The sequence below is a fragment of the Veillonella montpellierensis genome (assembly GCF_947090115.1).
Lineage (GTDB): Bacteria > Bacillota > Negativicutes > Veillonellales > Veillonellaceae > Veillonella > Veillonella montpellierensis.
In genome coordinates this window covers 41,890-58,543 of record NZ_CAMUMS010000002.1, presented here as the reverse complement: position 1 = coordinate 58,543, position 16,654 = coordinate 41,890, and the positions used below count along the sequence as shown (strand labels likewise).

Here is a 16,654-nt window from a genome sequence, read left to right as displayed (position 1 = left end):
ACGGGTATATAGAGAATTATACATATCACTTTATTATGATGATAAATAATAAAATTATCGTCTTATATGATTATAAAATCTAAAAAATAATGGCGGTTTTTTGTAAATATACATAGTTTACTATACATTTTTGGATTAAAGTGCGTGTATTTATTACCTTTTTGGATTTATTTTAAATTTCGATATTTACAAAGAAATAGTAATACTATACGATAGTGCTAATGAAAATTATTATCGATTTTGGAGGTTCTTATGCGGAAAAGAAAAGTGATATTATCACTAGGTATATTATGTTGGATGTCATCGTGTTGCGTAACGTATAATGTATCTGCAGCCACTACACTTAATGCAGTTACTGTACGTGCTAATAAAGCAGTTGAGGAAGCTAAATGGAATTCGCAACAAGTTAGTATTATTACTCAAAAGGACATACAAGATAAACAAGCAAAATCTGTGGAAGACATTATTTTTAATCAGACAGGTGTTTCTCGAACTGTTGATGCCATGGGACGTGTTGGCGTATCGATTCGTGGTGCAGAGCCACGACATACGTTAATTTTAGTGGATGGACAACAAGTCATGGGAGATTTATCAAAATATTCAGGTGCTGCTGATGAGTTACTAAGGTTAGGGACAGAAAATGTAGAGCGCATTGAAGTGATTCAAGGTGCTGCAAGTGCTAAATATGGTTCGGATGCTGTGGGCGGTGTTATTAATGTTATTACTAAAAAAGCTAATGTAGCACCAGAAATAGCCTTTAACATGGAGAGTTTGAGAGGCAAAGGTGATAGAGGAGTTGTTCCACATAGCAATTATTATGTGCGTGCAGATTCTGGGCGAATGGGTAATGCTACTATTGGTATATTTGGAAGTAAAAGAGATATTATGCCCGTATATGCTACTGAAAAGCGGCGACATGTTTGGGGAGAAAATGAATCATTTCAAGAAAATTTTCAAACCAATGAATTAAGATATAGCGGTAATGCTATCCAATTAGGCGCTGTTGGCTCGTATGAGTTTTCTAAAAATAACAAGATGGATTTTAATATAGGCCATTATACAGAAGATTTATCGAGACATGTTAAACATACTGATGCAGAAGTAGAGCCACAACAAATTTATAAACGCAAGTCAGAACGAGATAATTACACTTTTAATTGGTCAGATAAAAAAGGGCGTACAGCATGGACTATTGAGTCTAATTATACAAAAATGAAAGAAGATGATGTGGCGCTTACTAATTATAGTGGTCGCTCACGTTATGAAGGGAAAAATGAATTAAAATATATAGATAATGTTGATCATCGCCAGAAAACGATACAAGCAAATTTTATGACAGATCTTAACGATCAACATGTATTGAGTTATGGATTTGGACAATCTATCGAAACAGGAGAGGGTAGTCGTTTGAAGGCATCTCCTCATAGAAAAACGATGAAAGTGAATCCGTGGGACTATGATAAAAATTTAATGGTAGATAGCGTTGATAATATTGAAGGTCTATCAAACACAGCAGCTAATAATAGAAAATTATTATGGTCTCATATTCATGATTATGCATTTAATGAAAATAATGTGTGGCAACAAAATTATGAATATTATGGGTTAAAAGATAATAGTAAACCTTTGGTGTCGTATAATGACTATGTTAAATATGGCTTAGAAAAAGGCGAAATTTCTATGTCAAAATATACAGGGAGCATTTCTGGTAATAGTGGTTATGATACGCCGTCAAAATCGTGGTTTTTAAATAATTATCAACCTTTTAAAGAAGCATTAGAACGAGAAAACCCAACATTAGCAAATACATCATATACTAATATAGTAGGTAAGTATTTTTCTGAAGGTGTCTCTCATGATCCACGAATTAATAAGACAGCACCTATTTATAATGGTAAAAAGTTTATGGGTGAGTATCGTGAACGTAATAATCAAATCACTGTAGGTAGTGGAGAGATAAAAAAACGACATATTTATATTGGTGATACTTGGCAAGTGTCAGATGACACGATTTTTACACCAATTATTCGTGCTGATTGGAGCAGCTTATTTGGACTTAATATATCTGGAAACCTTGGCATAACGCACATGGTTCATGGGAATCCACATCGTCGATTAAAAACTAATATTGGTACAGGATATACAGAACCAGGAATGGGTGAGCTGTGGTATAACTGGGAAATGTTTGGTAGTACACCAATTGCTATGGGATATGCTCGTATGGGTTGGTGGTGGGATGGAAATCCTAATTTAAAACCAGAAAAATCCGTTAATTATGATATTAGTTTAGAAGGAGAGAATAAAAAAACAACTTGGCGAGTAGGTATATTTCATAACCAGATTAAAAACTATATGACTACTTACTTTACAGGTAAAGTTAAGGATTTTGCACCTTATTTGAGTTTTACTGAAAAATGGAAAGTGGCACCTGATCTTATTTATAGTTTTAAAAATATAGGGAAGGCTGATATTACAGGACTTGAGTTTGAAGTTACACAAAAGCTTGGTCATTACTGGTCTACTAAATTAGGTTATACTTGGCTTCATGCGATTAATAAATCAGACCCTACTATGCCACATCAATTATTAGACAAACCAGTACATAAATTTGATATTAATATTAACTATACGAATAAAAAATCTGGTTGGAATGGTTCTTTATGGAGTAATTATTATATTAATATGTTAGACTCTAATTCTTTGGCAAATTCATCCAATTATTGGAGTATGGAGGGATTAGACAAACAAGCTAGTCAAATTTATGCACATCGTTCAGATTATAAAAAGAAAACATTTGGTATTTGGAATTTTATATTGCAAAAACAAATCGGTAAAGATTCATTGGCATATATAGGAGTTAATAATATATTCAATCACCATGATGATGATCGAGCTATACAGTCACGAGTATATCGTTTTGGTATTAACATGAAATTTGGCAGTGGTGATATAACTAGTGATGGCAATTTTGAAAGTCCTTTTATCTTATCTAAGTTATCATTGGATGATTTTGTAGCATCATCGTTTGATAGCAATAAACAACGTGGAGTTACTTTAATTGGTGACTATCGTGCAAGGTGGAATGCACATGGTGGATCTAATCGTGCAGGTGTTATATTCCGTACAGATACGAGTGTGGCGACAGGAAGCAAAAATATGTATGATGCAGATGGTCACTCATTTGGACAACGTCTTCGATTAGGAATTGATGCTAGAATGAATGATACATTGCATGTAAAAGTAGTAGGCAGTGCATCTAGTACATCTAATATAGATACGAAGCTTGATTTAGATAAGAATAAATCACTTAACAAACAGAGAATTGATAAACTAGATGTTACAAAACATGTAAATCATTGGGACTTTTCAATTGGCCGATTAACAGAATCTATGGGCGTAACTGGCTACTGGTTTGGTAAAGAATTTGATGGAGTTCGTGCTATTTGGACGGGCCAGAATTCCCAAATTCGTATAGGCTATGGGTCTTTAAAAGGTAGTACTGGTATTATTGATTCTCCATATACTCATATTTTGTATGAAAAGTTCAAACGACCAGTTACTGTGAATGAACTACTTGGAATTAAGCCTGATGCTACTGGTACTAATTATGATTCTTCATATAAACCATTAGAACCATCAGATGTCATAAAAGGAGCAGATAAAAATATTAATTTTTATAAACAATTGAGAGATTCTGTTGATGCTAATGAACCATTAGAAAAACGAGCTGACATATTACGCAGATTAGTAACAATAGTAAATAAAGCTTATGGAAAGGAAATGAATAAGATTCGTATTCCATTAGCTCTTTATGGAGATAATAAAATTGAACCTGTATATAAAATAATTAATAAAAAAACAAAAAAAGAACTCATGGTAAGAGGGCTAGACCTTAATTTTTCAACACAGATTACAAGTAATACAACAGATGAAGACTTGAAATTTATTGAAAAATATGGTGATGCATTAAGTATTAAAGGTTCGGAAATTAGTGCATTAGAAACGAATAAAGATGGTAAAGTGGGATGGAATTATCTACAATCAGCAAATAAAAAGGCTTCTATTATTTCTGCATATAATGAACTTGCAAAACATGAGATCCGTAAATTATGGAAAATCTATGATACTGATGAATATCGTAATGAAATGATTACGCGAGCTGTTGAAAAAACTGCTGATGGAACATGGAAGCCTATTACGGTCAATGAAACATGGGGAGATTATGAGTTGCCTAAAACTGTGACAATTGCTGATTTAGAAGAGTCAATCATACCACCAGATGATTGGGCCGCAGGTCCATATAAACCTATCAATAGTGACAGATTAATTGAATCTATCTATGAATCTAGCTTTACAGGTGAAGGTTCACCGCAAGGTTTAACTATTTATGGATCTGAAGGACGTCTCCCACAAGTATTTTTATCATATCTTTATAATTTAACTAAAGTATTATATTCTGCTGAAGATGGAAGTAAACAACCACGAGCCGGATTAGGGGATGCAATCGGTTTAATTGTTAAAACTGAAGGATCTGTTATGGAGCAAGATGTGATACCTTCCATTCATCAAACTGTATTTTCACAAGTTAAGCACAGGTTGAATCATAATTTAGGTTTCAATGCTTGGTATTTGCAATCCATTAATGATGACACATATACTATTGGTGCAGCTAATGGCAAGAACAATGATATGTCAAAATTTAATCACTTAGCTAATGTGTGGGGCATAGGGGCTAAATGGCAATTTGGTAGAAGTGCTATTCTATCCTTTGACTATGGACGTAATCAAACTAATTTTGGACGATATATGAATGGTCATTCCGTAGGGTATCAAGAGGCTGACTCTGGGGATTATCAAGCTAAAGGACATGTTGATGGTGGCACTCCTTATTTTTGGACTGCACGATTAGATATTGGTAAAGCAGATATCAATGTCCCTCGTAGCTGGAATATGTTTGTAGATTATAAATATTTCCAACACGGTTCATTCTTTGGTGGCAACGGGACTGAATCCTTACCAGATCGCTATTTAGATGGTATACGTAGCTTTACTATAGGTACTGGATATGTGCCAACGAAGAATGTTCTTTGGGAAATGTTCTATACTTTTGATGCAAAAGGCACTAATAAACGAGATACATTATTTGGTCCTGAAAATTTCTCATTAGGTGATTATGCAAGAGTACAAGCTACTTATAGATTCTAAAGTAGAAGTAATGGTATCCAGTTATTTGTATTGGTATGATATAGTATTAGTTATACTAGTAAATTTTATATAGAGTAAAATACATTTACCATATTTCTCAATATAAACACATATTTATATTGACACCGTAACATCTAACTTGTACAATTATGATAATAGCTAAGAAACAGAGTAGTAGTCTCGTATCAGCGAGTGAGGATAGTGTAAGCTCACAATTGAGTCGAAGGCGCTGTGGAGCTTTGACAGGAACGCCAATTGGTTAGTAAAGGTCGATTAAAAAAGAGGGCATATTGCCAAGTAGGGTGGAACCGCGGGTTATTCTCGTCCCTGTAGCGAATTTCGTTGCAGGGACGTTTTATTTTGTTCAATTACCATCGATTATGAGTATGTGGAGGATTGATTATGACATTTCAAGAGATCATACTAAATTTGCAAAAATTCTGGGGCGAACATGGCTGTGTATTGCAAAATCCTTATGACGTAGAAAAAGGTGCGGGCACCATGAACCCAGCAACATTTCTTCGTGCCATAGGACCAGAGCCTTGGTCTGTTTGTTATGTAGAACCATCACGTCGTCCGGCAGACGGTCGCTACGGAGATAATCCAAATCGTTTATATCAACATCATCAGTTTCAAGTGATTATTAAACCATCGCCAGATACGATACAAGAATTATATTTAGAGAGTTTGGCGGTCTTAGGAATTCATGCGGAAGAACATGATATTCGATTCGTAGAAGACAACTGGGAATCTCCTACATTGGGAGCATGGGGCCTCGGTTGGGAAGTCTGGCTTGATGGGATGGAAGTAACACAATTTACCTACTTTCAACAAGTTGGCAGCATAGACGTAAAGCCAGTTTCTGTAGAGATTACCTATGGATTAGAACGATTGGCCATGTACATTCAAGGGGTAGAAAATGTGTACGACTTGAAATGGAATGATACCGTTACCTATGGAGACGTGTGGCATGCTAACGAAGTGGAACAATCTACCTATAATTTTGAATTAGCCAATACAGATATGTTATTTACCTTATTCGACATGTATGAATCAGAAGCAAAACGCATTTGTGAATTAGGCTATGTGCTACCAGCCTATGATTATGTATTAAAATGTTCGCATACATTTAATTTGCTTGATTCTCGCGGGGCTATCAGTATTAGTGAAAGAACGGCATTTATTGGTCGTGTACGTGCATTAGCCCGTATATGTGCAAAAGCACAATTAAAAAAACGAGAAGAATTAGGATTCCCACTTTTGAAAGGAGATAAATAAGATGGCAAAGGATTTTTTATTTGAAATTGGCTGTGAAGAAATTCCAGCGGGCTTTATGAATCAAGTTCTTGCTCAGCTAAAAGAATTAGCTGTACAACAATTAAGAGACCATCATCTCTCTTTTGAAAGTATTGCTACAAAAGGTACACCACGAAGACTCGCATTACAAATTTTTGGACTCGATGAAAAGTCTGCCGATATGCATGAGGAACATAAGGGGCCTTCTGTGGCAATCGCTTATGATAAAGATCATCAACCTACAAAAGCGGCAATGGGCTTTGCACGAGGAAAAGGTATTGATGTATCTAAGTTAGTAGAAAAAGATGGATATATCTATGCGGTTACTATGACACAGGGCGTGAAAGCAGAAACCATTTTAAAAGATATACTACCAGAATTGATTCATGGCTTGAGTTTCCCTAAATCCATGCATTGGGGCAATTTAGATGACAAGTTTGTTCGACCTGTTCGTTGGTTAGTGGCATTACTTGATGATACAGTGATTCCTGTAGAATTTGCTACGATACAATCAGGTAATGTATCGCGAGGACATCGCTTTTTAAGTAATGGGGACTTTACCATTCCGGATGCAGAAAGTTATGAAAAGGCTTGTGAAGAAAATTTTGTCATGGTCGACCAAGATAAACGTCGTTCGTTGATTAAGAAACAATTATTTGACTTAGCGGATGAAAAGAATGCTCATATTGTTTGGGATGATGAATTACTAGAAGAAATTAACTATTTAGTAGAATGGCCTACGGCTCTATGTGGGGAATTTGATGAATCCTATTTAGAATTGCCAGATGCTGCTATTGTTACACCTATGAAAGATCATCAACGCTATTTTCCATTGATGACAAAAGAGGGAAAGCTATTACCTATGTTTTTGACGGTTCGTAATGGATCTGACCATTCCTTAGAAACAGTACAGCATGGCAATGAACGTGTGTTACGAGCTCGCTTAGATGATGCAAAATTTTTCTTTAAGGAAGATAGAAAAACAGCATTGGCGGATCGTAGTGAAGGATTGACTCGGATTGTATTCCAAGAGGGTCTAGGAAATTTAAGTGATAAAACAAAGCGCTTATTAGAATTAGGTGCAGTATTAGGGGAAGCAGTTAATTTAGAAGAATCGGAATTAGTTATTTTAGAACGGGCTATACAATTAGCAAAGACTGATTTAACGACAGGTATGGTTACAGAATTTACTGAGTTACAAGGTGTCATGGGGAAAGAATATGCCTTGCTAGATGGAGAATCACCTGAAGTGGCAGAAGCTATTTATGAACAGTATTTACCACGTTTCGCAGGTGATGTACTGCCAACAACAAGCGCTGGTAAAGTATTATCTATTATCGATAAAATCGATAATATTGTAGCTACTTTTAGCCGTGGGTTAATTCCAACTGGCTCACAAGACCCTTATGCATTACGTCGGCAAACAATTGGTATACTAAATATATTGATGGACTCTGAATGGAATGTAAGCTTAGTTCCAATTTTCACGAAGGCTATGGAATTATTACAAGTACCTGAAGAAGAACAGCGTGAATTAATGAAACAGGTAACAACGTTCTTTACATTGCGGTTGAAACATATTTTCTTGGATCGCCAATTACCTCATACAGTGATAGAATTAATACTTTCTAATGATAGTACTACTGTAGCTGATGCAGAGGGATTAGCTCAAGCTATTATGAATAATCGCATTGATGAACAGGAAGAACTAGTACAAGCTTTCACACGTATGTATAACTTGGTGAAAGATATTTCTTATAGCGGTGTTGATGAAAGTGCCTTACAAGAGCAGGCTGAAATTACTTTATTTAAAAAGGCATTAGAAGCCTATAACCTAAGTCAAAGCGCATGGGAACAGGAAGCATATGCGAAAGTGGTGGCCGTGCCAGCTACATTAATCGATTCGATTAATGAGTTTTTTGAAGCAGTTATGGTTATGGATAAAGATGAAGCTATTAAGAATAATCGATTACAATTGCTTCGATTAGCCTATGAATCTATGGCAATTATCGGTGATATTAGTGCATTGAAATAATATAGTTTTATCGCCTTAGGGGAATGGCAATACATTTTTGGTATATATCGGTGAGGAGATAGAATCCTTATTAAAACCTATGAAAGGTATATATTAGAGTAGTGCACTTCACAATGTATAGTGAATGATGTAAAAAAACTTGCTATTTTTCTATCAGTTGTGATAAAATTGTAGTGTTAATTTGAGATAGTCCGCTGCTCATGAGGTGTGAGTAAGAATGTCTACAATAGGAGGAAATAAAATGAATATTATTAATGTGCTTGAACAAGAACAACTTCGTGCAGACATTCCTGCGTTCCGTGCTGGAGATACAGTACGTGTTCATGTAAAGGTAGTCGAAGGCAGCCGCGAACGTATTCAGATGTTTGAAGGCCTTGTTATTAAACGCCAAAACGGCGGCATTCGTGAAACTTTTACAGTTCGTCGTATTGCATCTGGCGTTGGTGTAGAAAGAACATTCCCTTTACACAGCCCACGTCTTGCTAAAATCGAAGTTCTTCGTCATGGTATCGTTCGTCGTGCTAAATTGTACTACTTACGTAATCTTACCGGTAAAGCTGCACGTATTCGTGAAAAACGCTAATTATTTAATAAAGGGTTGCCAAAGGCAGCCCTTTATTTTTATAGAATTACCTATATATGACAGTATTAATACAATAAAGCGATACGATGGATAGAATTCTATTGCATTGCATCATAGAACTAGAACATATAGTTATGTATATACATTGGCGTTTTATATACTAGAGAGAAAAATTTCATGTCCTGATGGCAATCTAGCATATATGATAGTGGGAGGATATATGGCGAATCAAAATAAAGAATTATTTCCTGTAGTGCATTGGTTTCCAGGTCATATGGCGAAAGCGACTCGTATGATTCAAGAGCATATAAAAAAGGTTGATGTGGTCATTGAATTATTGGATGCTCGTATACCACGAAGTAGTGCTAATCCTGTTATGATTGATACCATTGGTAATAAACCACATATAATTATTTTAAATAAAGCTGACTTGGCGGATCCGATGATAACCAAGCAATGGATTGAATTTTTCAAATCTAAGCAGCTATCTGTGTTGGCGATGGATTCTAAAGTGGGCAATGGGAAAAAGCAATTAATTAAGTTGGTAGAAACATTGAGCCAACCAATTATGAATCGATGGATACAAAAAGGGATTCGTCCGAGATCGGTACGAACCATTATTCTAGGTATACCAAATGTAGGAAAATCTACGTTGATCAATCAATTAGCTGGTTCTGGAGCAACGAGAACTGCTAATAAACCAGGCCATACAAGAGGTCAGCAATGGGTGAAAATTGGGAAAAACTTGGAGCTCTTAGATACGCCAGGGGTTTTGTGGCCTAAATTAGAGGATCAGCGGGCTGCAGCTAGGCTTGCGATGACTGGATCGATTTCTGATGATGTGTACGATTTAGAGTCCGTCATACAGCAATTAATAGAGACGATACTCACCATACATCCACAGAGTTTGATAGAGCGATATAAACTAAAAGAAGAACAATTGATAGATGCACCTTCTATTATTGAACATATTGGACGACGTCGTGGGTGCTTAGTCAGTGGCGGTATAGTAGATATTGATAAAGCTCGTCGTATTATTTTGACAGATTATCGTAGTGGGAAATTAGGTGTTATGACGTTAGATCGTGTCGATGAGGAACGGTATTATGTTGAAGACTGAATTTGAAAAGTTAACAGTATCATCAATTAAAGAATTGTTAGTTGATGAAGTAGCACTAGACTATCTATTATGGGCACAGGAAGATAGGAGAAGTTCTGTTAGACAATTAGCACAGTCATATATTAATAAACAGAAAAAATTAGTAAAAGAACGGCAAAGAATCGATGGCATGTATGCATTTGAAGAAGTGTTTTATAACCAAGGTATGTACCATGTAGCTGGAGTTGACGAGGTAGGAAGAGGGCCTATTGCTGGACCAGTAACGGTGGCAGCTGTCATATTGCCACCTCATATATGTATACTTGGTTTAAATGATTCTAAAAAATTGTCTGAACAGAAACGAGAAGCTTTATATGAAGAGATACAGGAAAAAGCAATAGCTATTTCTTGTGTTTCGTATGGCCCAGAAATCATTGATTCTCTTAATATTTATGAAGCTACAAGAAAGGCTATGTATGAAGCTGTTAGTACTTTATCAGTAGCACCTGAGGCAGTACTCGTTGATGCGATGAAATTACCTAATTTAACGATACCTGTAGAATCTATTATTAAAGGGGATAGCAAGAGTGCTACGATTGCAGCTGCGTCTATTATTGCTAAAGTGACGCGTGATCGATATATGAAGTCATTAGAAGTAGAGTATCCTGGGTATGGTTTTTCTATTCATAAGGGGTACTATACAGAATTACATCGAGAAGCATTAGAAAATCAAGGTGTTACTCCGATTCACAGGCGTAGTTTTGAACCGATTAAAACACTTACAGGATTTGCGAAATAGAAAATTACATATCTCTTTTACTAGAAGAATTTATATAAAATTGATGAGGCAGTCACACTACTGGTGTGACTGCCTTTCTTTACGTGTAGGTTTTATAGTTTGTATGATAAATATATAGCTATCATGATAATACTAGATAGTGATACTAGGAATGAAAGATAAATGGCGAGGTATGTATGGATTCTAAGTTATTTAACAAACGGTGGTTAGGGCGACATGGTGAAGAAAAAGCAGTTTCATATTTAATAAAGAAAGGATATCACATTCTCTTAACAAATTATACGTGTCCTTTTGGGGAAATTGATATTATTGCAATGATCGATGAGATGATTGTGTTTGTAGAGGTGAAAACTAGAACGTCTATACGATATGGTATACCGATTGAGGCGGTCAATTGGAAAAAACGGCAACATATAAAAAAAACAGCATTCCATTATATAGAGCAAGAGGGATTATACGATAGGAATATACGATTTGATGTCATAGCTATTATGGTGCACGATGATGATTCTTATGATATAGAGCATTATGAAATGTGTTTTTGAGACAGAAAGTAAGGAGAGATGTTATGTATGCAAAAGTATATGGCGCTTCTATACAAGGTATAGAGGGGCAATTAATTACGGTAGAAATTGATATAGCGCAAGGAATGCCTACATTTGAAATAGTAGGTTTACCTGCCGCATCGGTAAAAGAGGCACGTGAACGTGTGCGTGCAGCGTTAAAAAATACTGGCTATGAATTTCCGATGCGTCGCATTATTGTCAATTTGGCGCCAGCTGATTTGCGTAAAGATGGGGCAGCTTTAGATTTAGCAATTGCTATCGGAATTATTGTGGCAACAGGACAGTTGAAATTACCAAAAAAAGAGAAAGAAAAATTTTGTAGTAGTACTGTGTTTATTGGTGAATTATCCTTAGAGGGCGATATTAGACCTGTGACAGGCGTATTAGCCATGACACTTGGTGTTTTATCTGATACGATACAGACTGTATATACGAGTGTTGATAACGCAAAAGAAGCGAGTTATATAGGTGGGAATTGTGCGGTGGGCGCAGGCACACTCAAAGAGATTATGTCTATTATCGAAAAACAACAAGACGTGGCGCCTAGATTCATTACAGAAATAGATAGTGCTATGGATACGTTACAGATGAAAGATATGGACTGTGATTTTTCTGATGTGCGGGGACAGTTTTTGGCTAAACGAGGATTAGAGATTGCTGCTGCAGGGTTTCATAACAGCATGATGATAGGTCCACCTGGTTCTGGTAAAACAATGTTAGCTGAAAGGCTCATGACAATTCTTCCAAGAATGACAAAAGAAGAAGTATTAGAAGTTAGTAAAATTTATAGTATTGCAGGGTTATTGCCGAGTGGAAACTTACAATTACATCGACCTTTTAGAAAGCCGCATCATACAGTTACATTAAAAGGCATGGCGGGAGGAGGTATACCTCCGAAACCTGGAGAAATTACATTAGCACATAAAGGTATTTTATTTCTAGATGAAGCTGCTGAATTTAAACGTGAAATATTAGAGGTATTACGACAACCCATAGAAACTCGAGTTATTCAAGTCTCTAGGGCAGGTATATGTTATGAATATCCAGCAGATTTTTTATTAATTATATCAATGAATCCATGTCCATGTGGATTTTATGGAGATCATGAGCATCCATGTATATGTAAAAGAAATGATATAAAGCGATATCGGAATAAATTATCAGGTCCCTTATTAGATCGTATTGATATTTCTATGGATGTACAGAGGCCTAAGTATGAAGATTTACTTTCTACGAAAGAAAATAGTGAATCGTCACAGGATATAGTAAACAGAGTACAGTTGGCTAGGAATCGGCAATATGAACGGTTTTTAACTACATCGTATCAGTTTAATTCACATATGACGCATAGAGATATAGAGTATTTTTGCTCTCTATCAAAGGAAGCACAAACGATATTAGAGGAATATTTTAGAACCTATCATATTAGCGCTAGAGCATACGATAAGATTATTAAAGTAGCACAAACAATTGCTGATTTATCTGATTCTGATGTAATTGATGTGGAACACATTGCAGAATCTATTACATATAGAAGTTCATGGGAGGGAATACAATAATGGTAACATATAGAGACAATTATGAAGAAAAAACATATACTGAGAGAGAATGTATTGCAGGTTTTCAGTCGATACCAGGTGTGGGTGGTACAACAATTCGTGAAATTATCAATACCTATGGTAATGCTAATGTGGCATGGCAAGCATTGCAAGTGAATGAAAATATAGATTCGTTACAGGGGATTAGTCAAAAGCAAAAATCGGCTATTAAAGGATATGTTGTTGACTCGCATATTGATGAATTATTGGTTTCTTTACAACAGCATGGTATTGAATTTGTAACATATCAAGAAGCTATTTTTCCTACCTGTTTGAGTAATATTTATAATCCTCCAGCAGTATTGTTTTTAAAGGGGAATGCTCAATTGCTGACTATGCTAGAAAAATCGATTGCTATGGTAGGCGCTAGAGAATGTAGTATTTACGGTCGCAATGTGGCACATCATTTTGCTAAAAAGTTGGCAGAAAATGGTGTTATTATTGTGAGTGGTGGTGCTAGAGGGATTGATTCATTTTGTCATGAAGGTGCTTTGTATGGAAAAGGAGCAACCATAGCAGTTATGGGTTGTGGATTAGATCAAGTGTATCCACCAGAAAATAAATATTTATTTGATAAAATTATAGAAAATGGAGGCCTATTGGTTTCTGAATTTCCACCTCACGTGCCACCACATGGAAAGAACTTTCCATCAAGAAATCGTATTATTAGTGGCTTAGCAAGAGCCGTAGTAGTGGTAGAAGCTAAGGCAAGCAGTGGGTCTTTGATTACAGCAGATATGGCTATTAATGATGGAAGAGATGTATTTGCTATTCCCGGTAATGTATTGGATCATTATGCAGAGGGGAATCATTGGTTATTGCGCCAAGGAGCCTCTGTATTAACAGATCCAATGGATATTTTAGAAGAGTATCAATGGGATATATCAAAATTGCCATCAAAATCTAGTGGCGATAATAAGTCGAGTATGGTAAGCTTTACTATGGAAGAGCGTAAAGTTTTAGCAACTTTACAAACTGATATACCGATGCATATCGATGATATTGTCATAAAAACAGAGTTAGCATTGTCTGTAGTTCAATCTATATTGTTAACGTTAGAAATGAAACATTATATAGAAAAAGTTGATACACGAGGATATATAATCAGTGTACTTGGGAGTGGTGTAGTTGTCCATTAAGCGTTCCATTGTTATTGGCGAAGTATTATCGTCAAATCATGTAGAAAAAGAAATAATTGACCAGAAAGATAAGGAGAGTAAGAATAAAGTTTCTCGTAAATCTTCAATCATTAGAGGATCCATTCAAGATAAATCGATTATTAAGCCGATTGGAATGGTAGCAGAGTTACATAAACCTAGAGAGTTTAAAAAAGATGGGAAAATATTGGTGATAGTGGAATCGCCAGCTAAATCAAAAACAATTGAAAAATTTTTAGGATCTGATTATATAGTAAAAGCTAGTATGGGGCATTTGCGCGATTTACCTAAAAGTAATTTAGGTATTAACATTGAAGATGGCTTTGTTCCTAACTATACTAACTTAGTCACTAGAAAAAAGTTGATTAAAGAGTTACAAGCATGTGCCGATGAAAGCCGTGCCATTTTATTAGCCACTGACCCTGATCGTGAGGGAGAAGCAATTTCATGGCATTTGGCATATATTTTAAACTTAGATGATACATCTACTTGTCGTATCACATTTAATGAAATTACAAAAAGTGCAGTAGATAAAGCGATTGCACATCCAAGAACTATTGATATGAATATGGTAGACGCTCAACAAGCACGCCGTATTCTTGATCGATTGGTAGGCTATAAATTAAGTCCATTATTATGGAAAAAAATATGTAAAGGACTTAGTGCTGGTCGTGTTCAATCGGTGGCAGTTCGTTTAATATGTGAAAGAGAACGAGAAATTCAAGCCTTTGTTCCTGAAGAATATTGGTCAATTGAAGCTAACTATAGCACTTCAGATGGTGAAGAATTTACGGCAGAGTTATCACATATTCGTGGAGAAAAAGCGAAAATTGTAAATGAATCGATGGCGTTGCTAATTAAATCTCATATAGAGCATCAATCTGCTACTGTTTCATCTGTCGTAAAAAGAAAGCGACTACAAAAAGCGCAACCACCATTTACTACATCTACTTTGCAACAAGATGGAGTTCGTAAATTAGGATTTGGGGCTAAACGAACTATGATGATAGCACAACATTTGTATGAAGGGTTAGAGATAGGTGGATATGGACATGTGGGATTAATTACTTATATGCGTACTGATTCCACTCGTATCTCTAAAGATATGCAAGAAGCTGCTAAGGAATATATCATTAAGACATATGGTAATGCGTATTATCCTTCTAAGCCTAATGTGTATGGATCAAAAGAAAATGCGCAAGATGCTCATGAAGCAATCAGACCGACGACACTAGAATTAACACCAGAAGTTGTAAGGCCATTTTTAAATCGTGATGAACTTAAGTTGTATACATTAATTTGGAATCGTTTTATGGCAAGTCAGATGAGCCAACAACAAACGGAATCCTTATCTATACAATTAGAATGTGGTGAGTATACACTTAAAGCATCGGGAAGTAAGGTTATCTTTAAAGGGTTTAGTGAAGTATATGATGATAGCAAGAAACGTGATGGTGGAAATAAACAAGTACCATTATTGCAAAAAGACACTGTCGTTACGAATTCCTCTGTACTACCTAATCAGCATTTTACACAACCACCAGCACGTTATTCGGAAGCTAGTTTAATAAAAACGTTAGAAGAAAAAGGAATTGGTCGGCCAAGTACATATGCACCTATTATTGATACAATTCTTGGAAGAAATTATGTAGAAAAGCAAGATAAACAATTTATTCCTACTGAACTAGGCTTTATAGTGGTGGACTTCTTAGTGGCTCATTTTAGTGCTATTATCAACACTGATTTTACTGCACATTTAGAAGATGACCTTGATAAAATTGCTAGTGGTCAAGATACCTATCGTGATGTATTAGATAGAGTTTATTCTGTTTTTTTACAGGAATTATCGATTGCTAATAATGTGGAGAAAGTTAAAATTTCTACTGAAGAAAGTGGAGAAGTTTGTGAGCTTTGCGGAAAACCGATGGTGTATAAATTCGGACGATTTGGTCGATTCTTGGCATGTTCAAATTTTCCAGAATGTACTAATACAAAGCCTATTACTATTAGCACAGGTATAGAGTGTCCTAAATGTAAAAAGGGTATGATTGTAGAACGAAAGTCTAAACGAGGGCGGGTTTTTTATGGTTGTGATACATATCCAACCTGTGATTTTATGACTTGGAATAAACCAATTAATGAATTTTGCGAAACCTGTGGTAGTATTATGACAGAAAAAGAATATAAAAATGGTACGGTTAAGAAATTCTGTTCTAACCCAGAATGTCCAACACAACCACCAAAGCGAGCTAGAAAAAAGAAGAAAGATGATACACGGGCAACGGATGATAAGAAATGATATTAATAGAGTGTCAT

Annotated in this window: 10 protein-coding genes; all 10 read left to right on the top strand. The window is 35.7% G+C overall.

The features are described 5' to 3' along the window. The first annotated feature begins 252 nt into the window (after positions 1-252). The 10 genes from P6940_RS01325 (at position 253) to topA (ending at position 16,637) form a co-directional block, all read left to right on the top strand. The gene (locus tag P6940_RS01325; RefSeq protein WP_277292960.1) at positions 253-5,205 is read left to right on the top strand and encodes a TonB-dependent receptor plug domain-containing protein; all 4,953 of its coding nucleotides are present in this window, start codon (positions 253-255) and stop codon (positions 5,203-5,205) included. A 402-nt stretch (positions 5,206-5,607) separates the two neighbouring features. Then, complete coding sequence (gene glyQ / locus P6940_RS01320) at positions 5,608-6,483, top strand: glycine--tRNA ligase subunit alpha (RefSeq protein WP_028257381.1); 876 nt, start codon at positions 5,608-5,610, stop codon at positions 6,481-6,483. A gap of 1 nt (position 6,484) precedes the next feature. Beyond that, the gene (gene glyS / locus P6940_RS01315; RefSeq protein ID WP_277292959.1) at positions 6,485-8,536 is read left to right on the top strand and encodes a glycine--tRNA ligase subunit beta; all 2,052 of its coding nucleotides are present in this window, start codon (positions 6,485-6,487) and stop codon (positions 8,534-8,536) included. A gap of 241 nt (positions 8,537-8,777) precedes the next feature. Further along, on the top strand, positions 8,778-9,119 hold the full coding sequence (gene rplS / locus P6940_RS01310) for a 50S ribosomal protein L19 (RefSeq protein WP_028257379.1): 342 nt from the start codon (positions 8,778-8,780) through the stop codon (positions 9,117-9,119). A 220-nt stretch (positions 9,120-9,339) separates the two neighbouring features. Beyond that, the gene (gene ylqF, locus P6940_RS01305; protein WP_277292958.1) at positions 9,340-10,239 is read left to right on the top strand and encodes a ribosome biogenesis GTPase YlqF; all 900 of its coding nucleotides are present in this window, start codon (positions 9,340-9,342) and stop codon (positions 10,237-10,239) included. Further along, positions 10,226-11,017, top strand: coding sequence for a ribonuclease HII (locus tag P6940_RS01300; RefSeq protein ID WP_277292957.1), 792 nt, complete (start codon positions 10,226-10,228; stop codon positions 11,015-11,017). The genes ylqF and P6940_RS01300 overlap by 14 nt, the downstream gene beginning before the upstream one ends. 176 nt (positions 11,018-11,193) lie before the next feature. Further along, complete coding sequence (locus P6940_RS01295) at positions 11,194-11,562, top strand: YraN family protein (RefSeq protein ID WP_277292956.1); 369 nt, start codon at positions 11,194-11,196, stop codon at positions 11,560-11,562. 23 nt (positions 11,563-11,585) lie between these two features. Next, positions 11,586-13,142, top strand: coding sequence for a YifB family Mg chelatase-like AAA ATPase (locus P6940_RS01290; RefSeq protein ID WP_038151018.1), 1,557 nt, complete (start codon positions 11,586-11,588; stop codon positions 13,140-13,142). Further along, complete coding sequence (gene dprA, locus P6940_RS01285) at positions 13,142-14,320, top strand: DNA-processing protein DprA (protein ID WP_051212029.1); 1,179 nt, start codon at positions 13,142-13,144, stop codon at positions 14,318-14,320. The genes P6940_RS01290 and dprA overlap by 1 nt, the downstream gene beginning before the upstream one ends. Beyond that, positions 14,310-16,637 (top strand): type I DNA topoisomerase, encoded by a 2,328-nt coding sequence (topA, locus tag P6940_RS01280; protein WP_423839091.1) that lies wholly within the window; start codon positions 14,310-14,312, stop codon positions 16,635-16,637. The genes dprA and topA overlap by 11 nt, the downstream gene beginning before the upstream one ends. The last annotated feature ends 17 nt before the right edge of the window (positions 16,638-16,654 follow it).

Coding starts and splice junctions, on each gene's coding strand:
- P6940_RS01325 (WP_277292960.1), top strand. CDS start 253: ATGCGGAAAAGAAAAGTGATATTATCACTAGGTATATTATGTTGGATG.
- glyQ (WP_028257381.1), top strand. CDS start 5,608: ATGACATTTCAAGAGATCATACTAAATTTGCAAAAATTCTGGGGCGAA.
- glyS (WP_277292959.1), top strand. CDS start 6,485: ATGGCAAAGGATTTTTTATTTGAAATTGGCTGTGAAGAAATTCCAGCG.
- rplS (WP_028257379.1), top strand. CDS start 8,778: ATGAATATTATTAATGTGCTTGAACAAGAACAACTTCGTGCAGACATT.
- ylqF (WP_277292958.1), top strand. CDS start 9,340: ATGGCGAATCAAAATAAAGAATTATTTCCTGTAGTGCATTGGTTTCCA.
- P6940_RS01300 (WP_277292957.1), top strand. CDS start 10,226: ATGTTGAAGACTGAATTTGAAAAGTTAACAGTATCATCAATTAAAGAA.
- P6940_RS01295 (WP_277292956.1), top strand. CDS start 11,194: ATGGATTCTAAGTTATTTAACAAACGGTGGTTAGGGCGACATGGTGAA.
- P6940_RS01290 (WP_038151018.1), top strand. CDS start 11,586: ATGTATGCAAAAGTATATGGCGCTTCTATACAAGGTATAGAGGGGCAA.
- dprA (WP_051212029.1), top strand. CDS start 13,142: ATGGTAACATATAGAGACAATTATGAAGAAAAAACATATACTGAGAGA.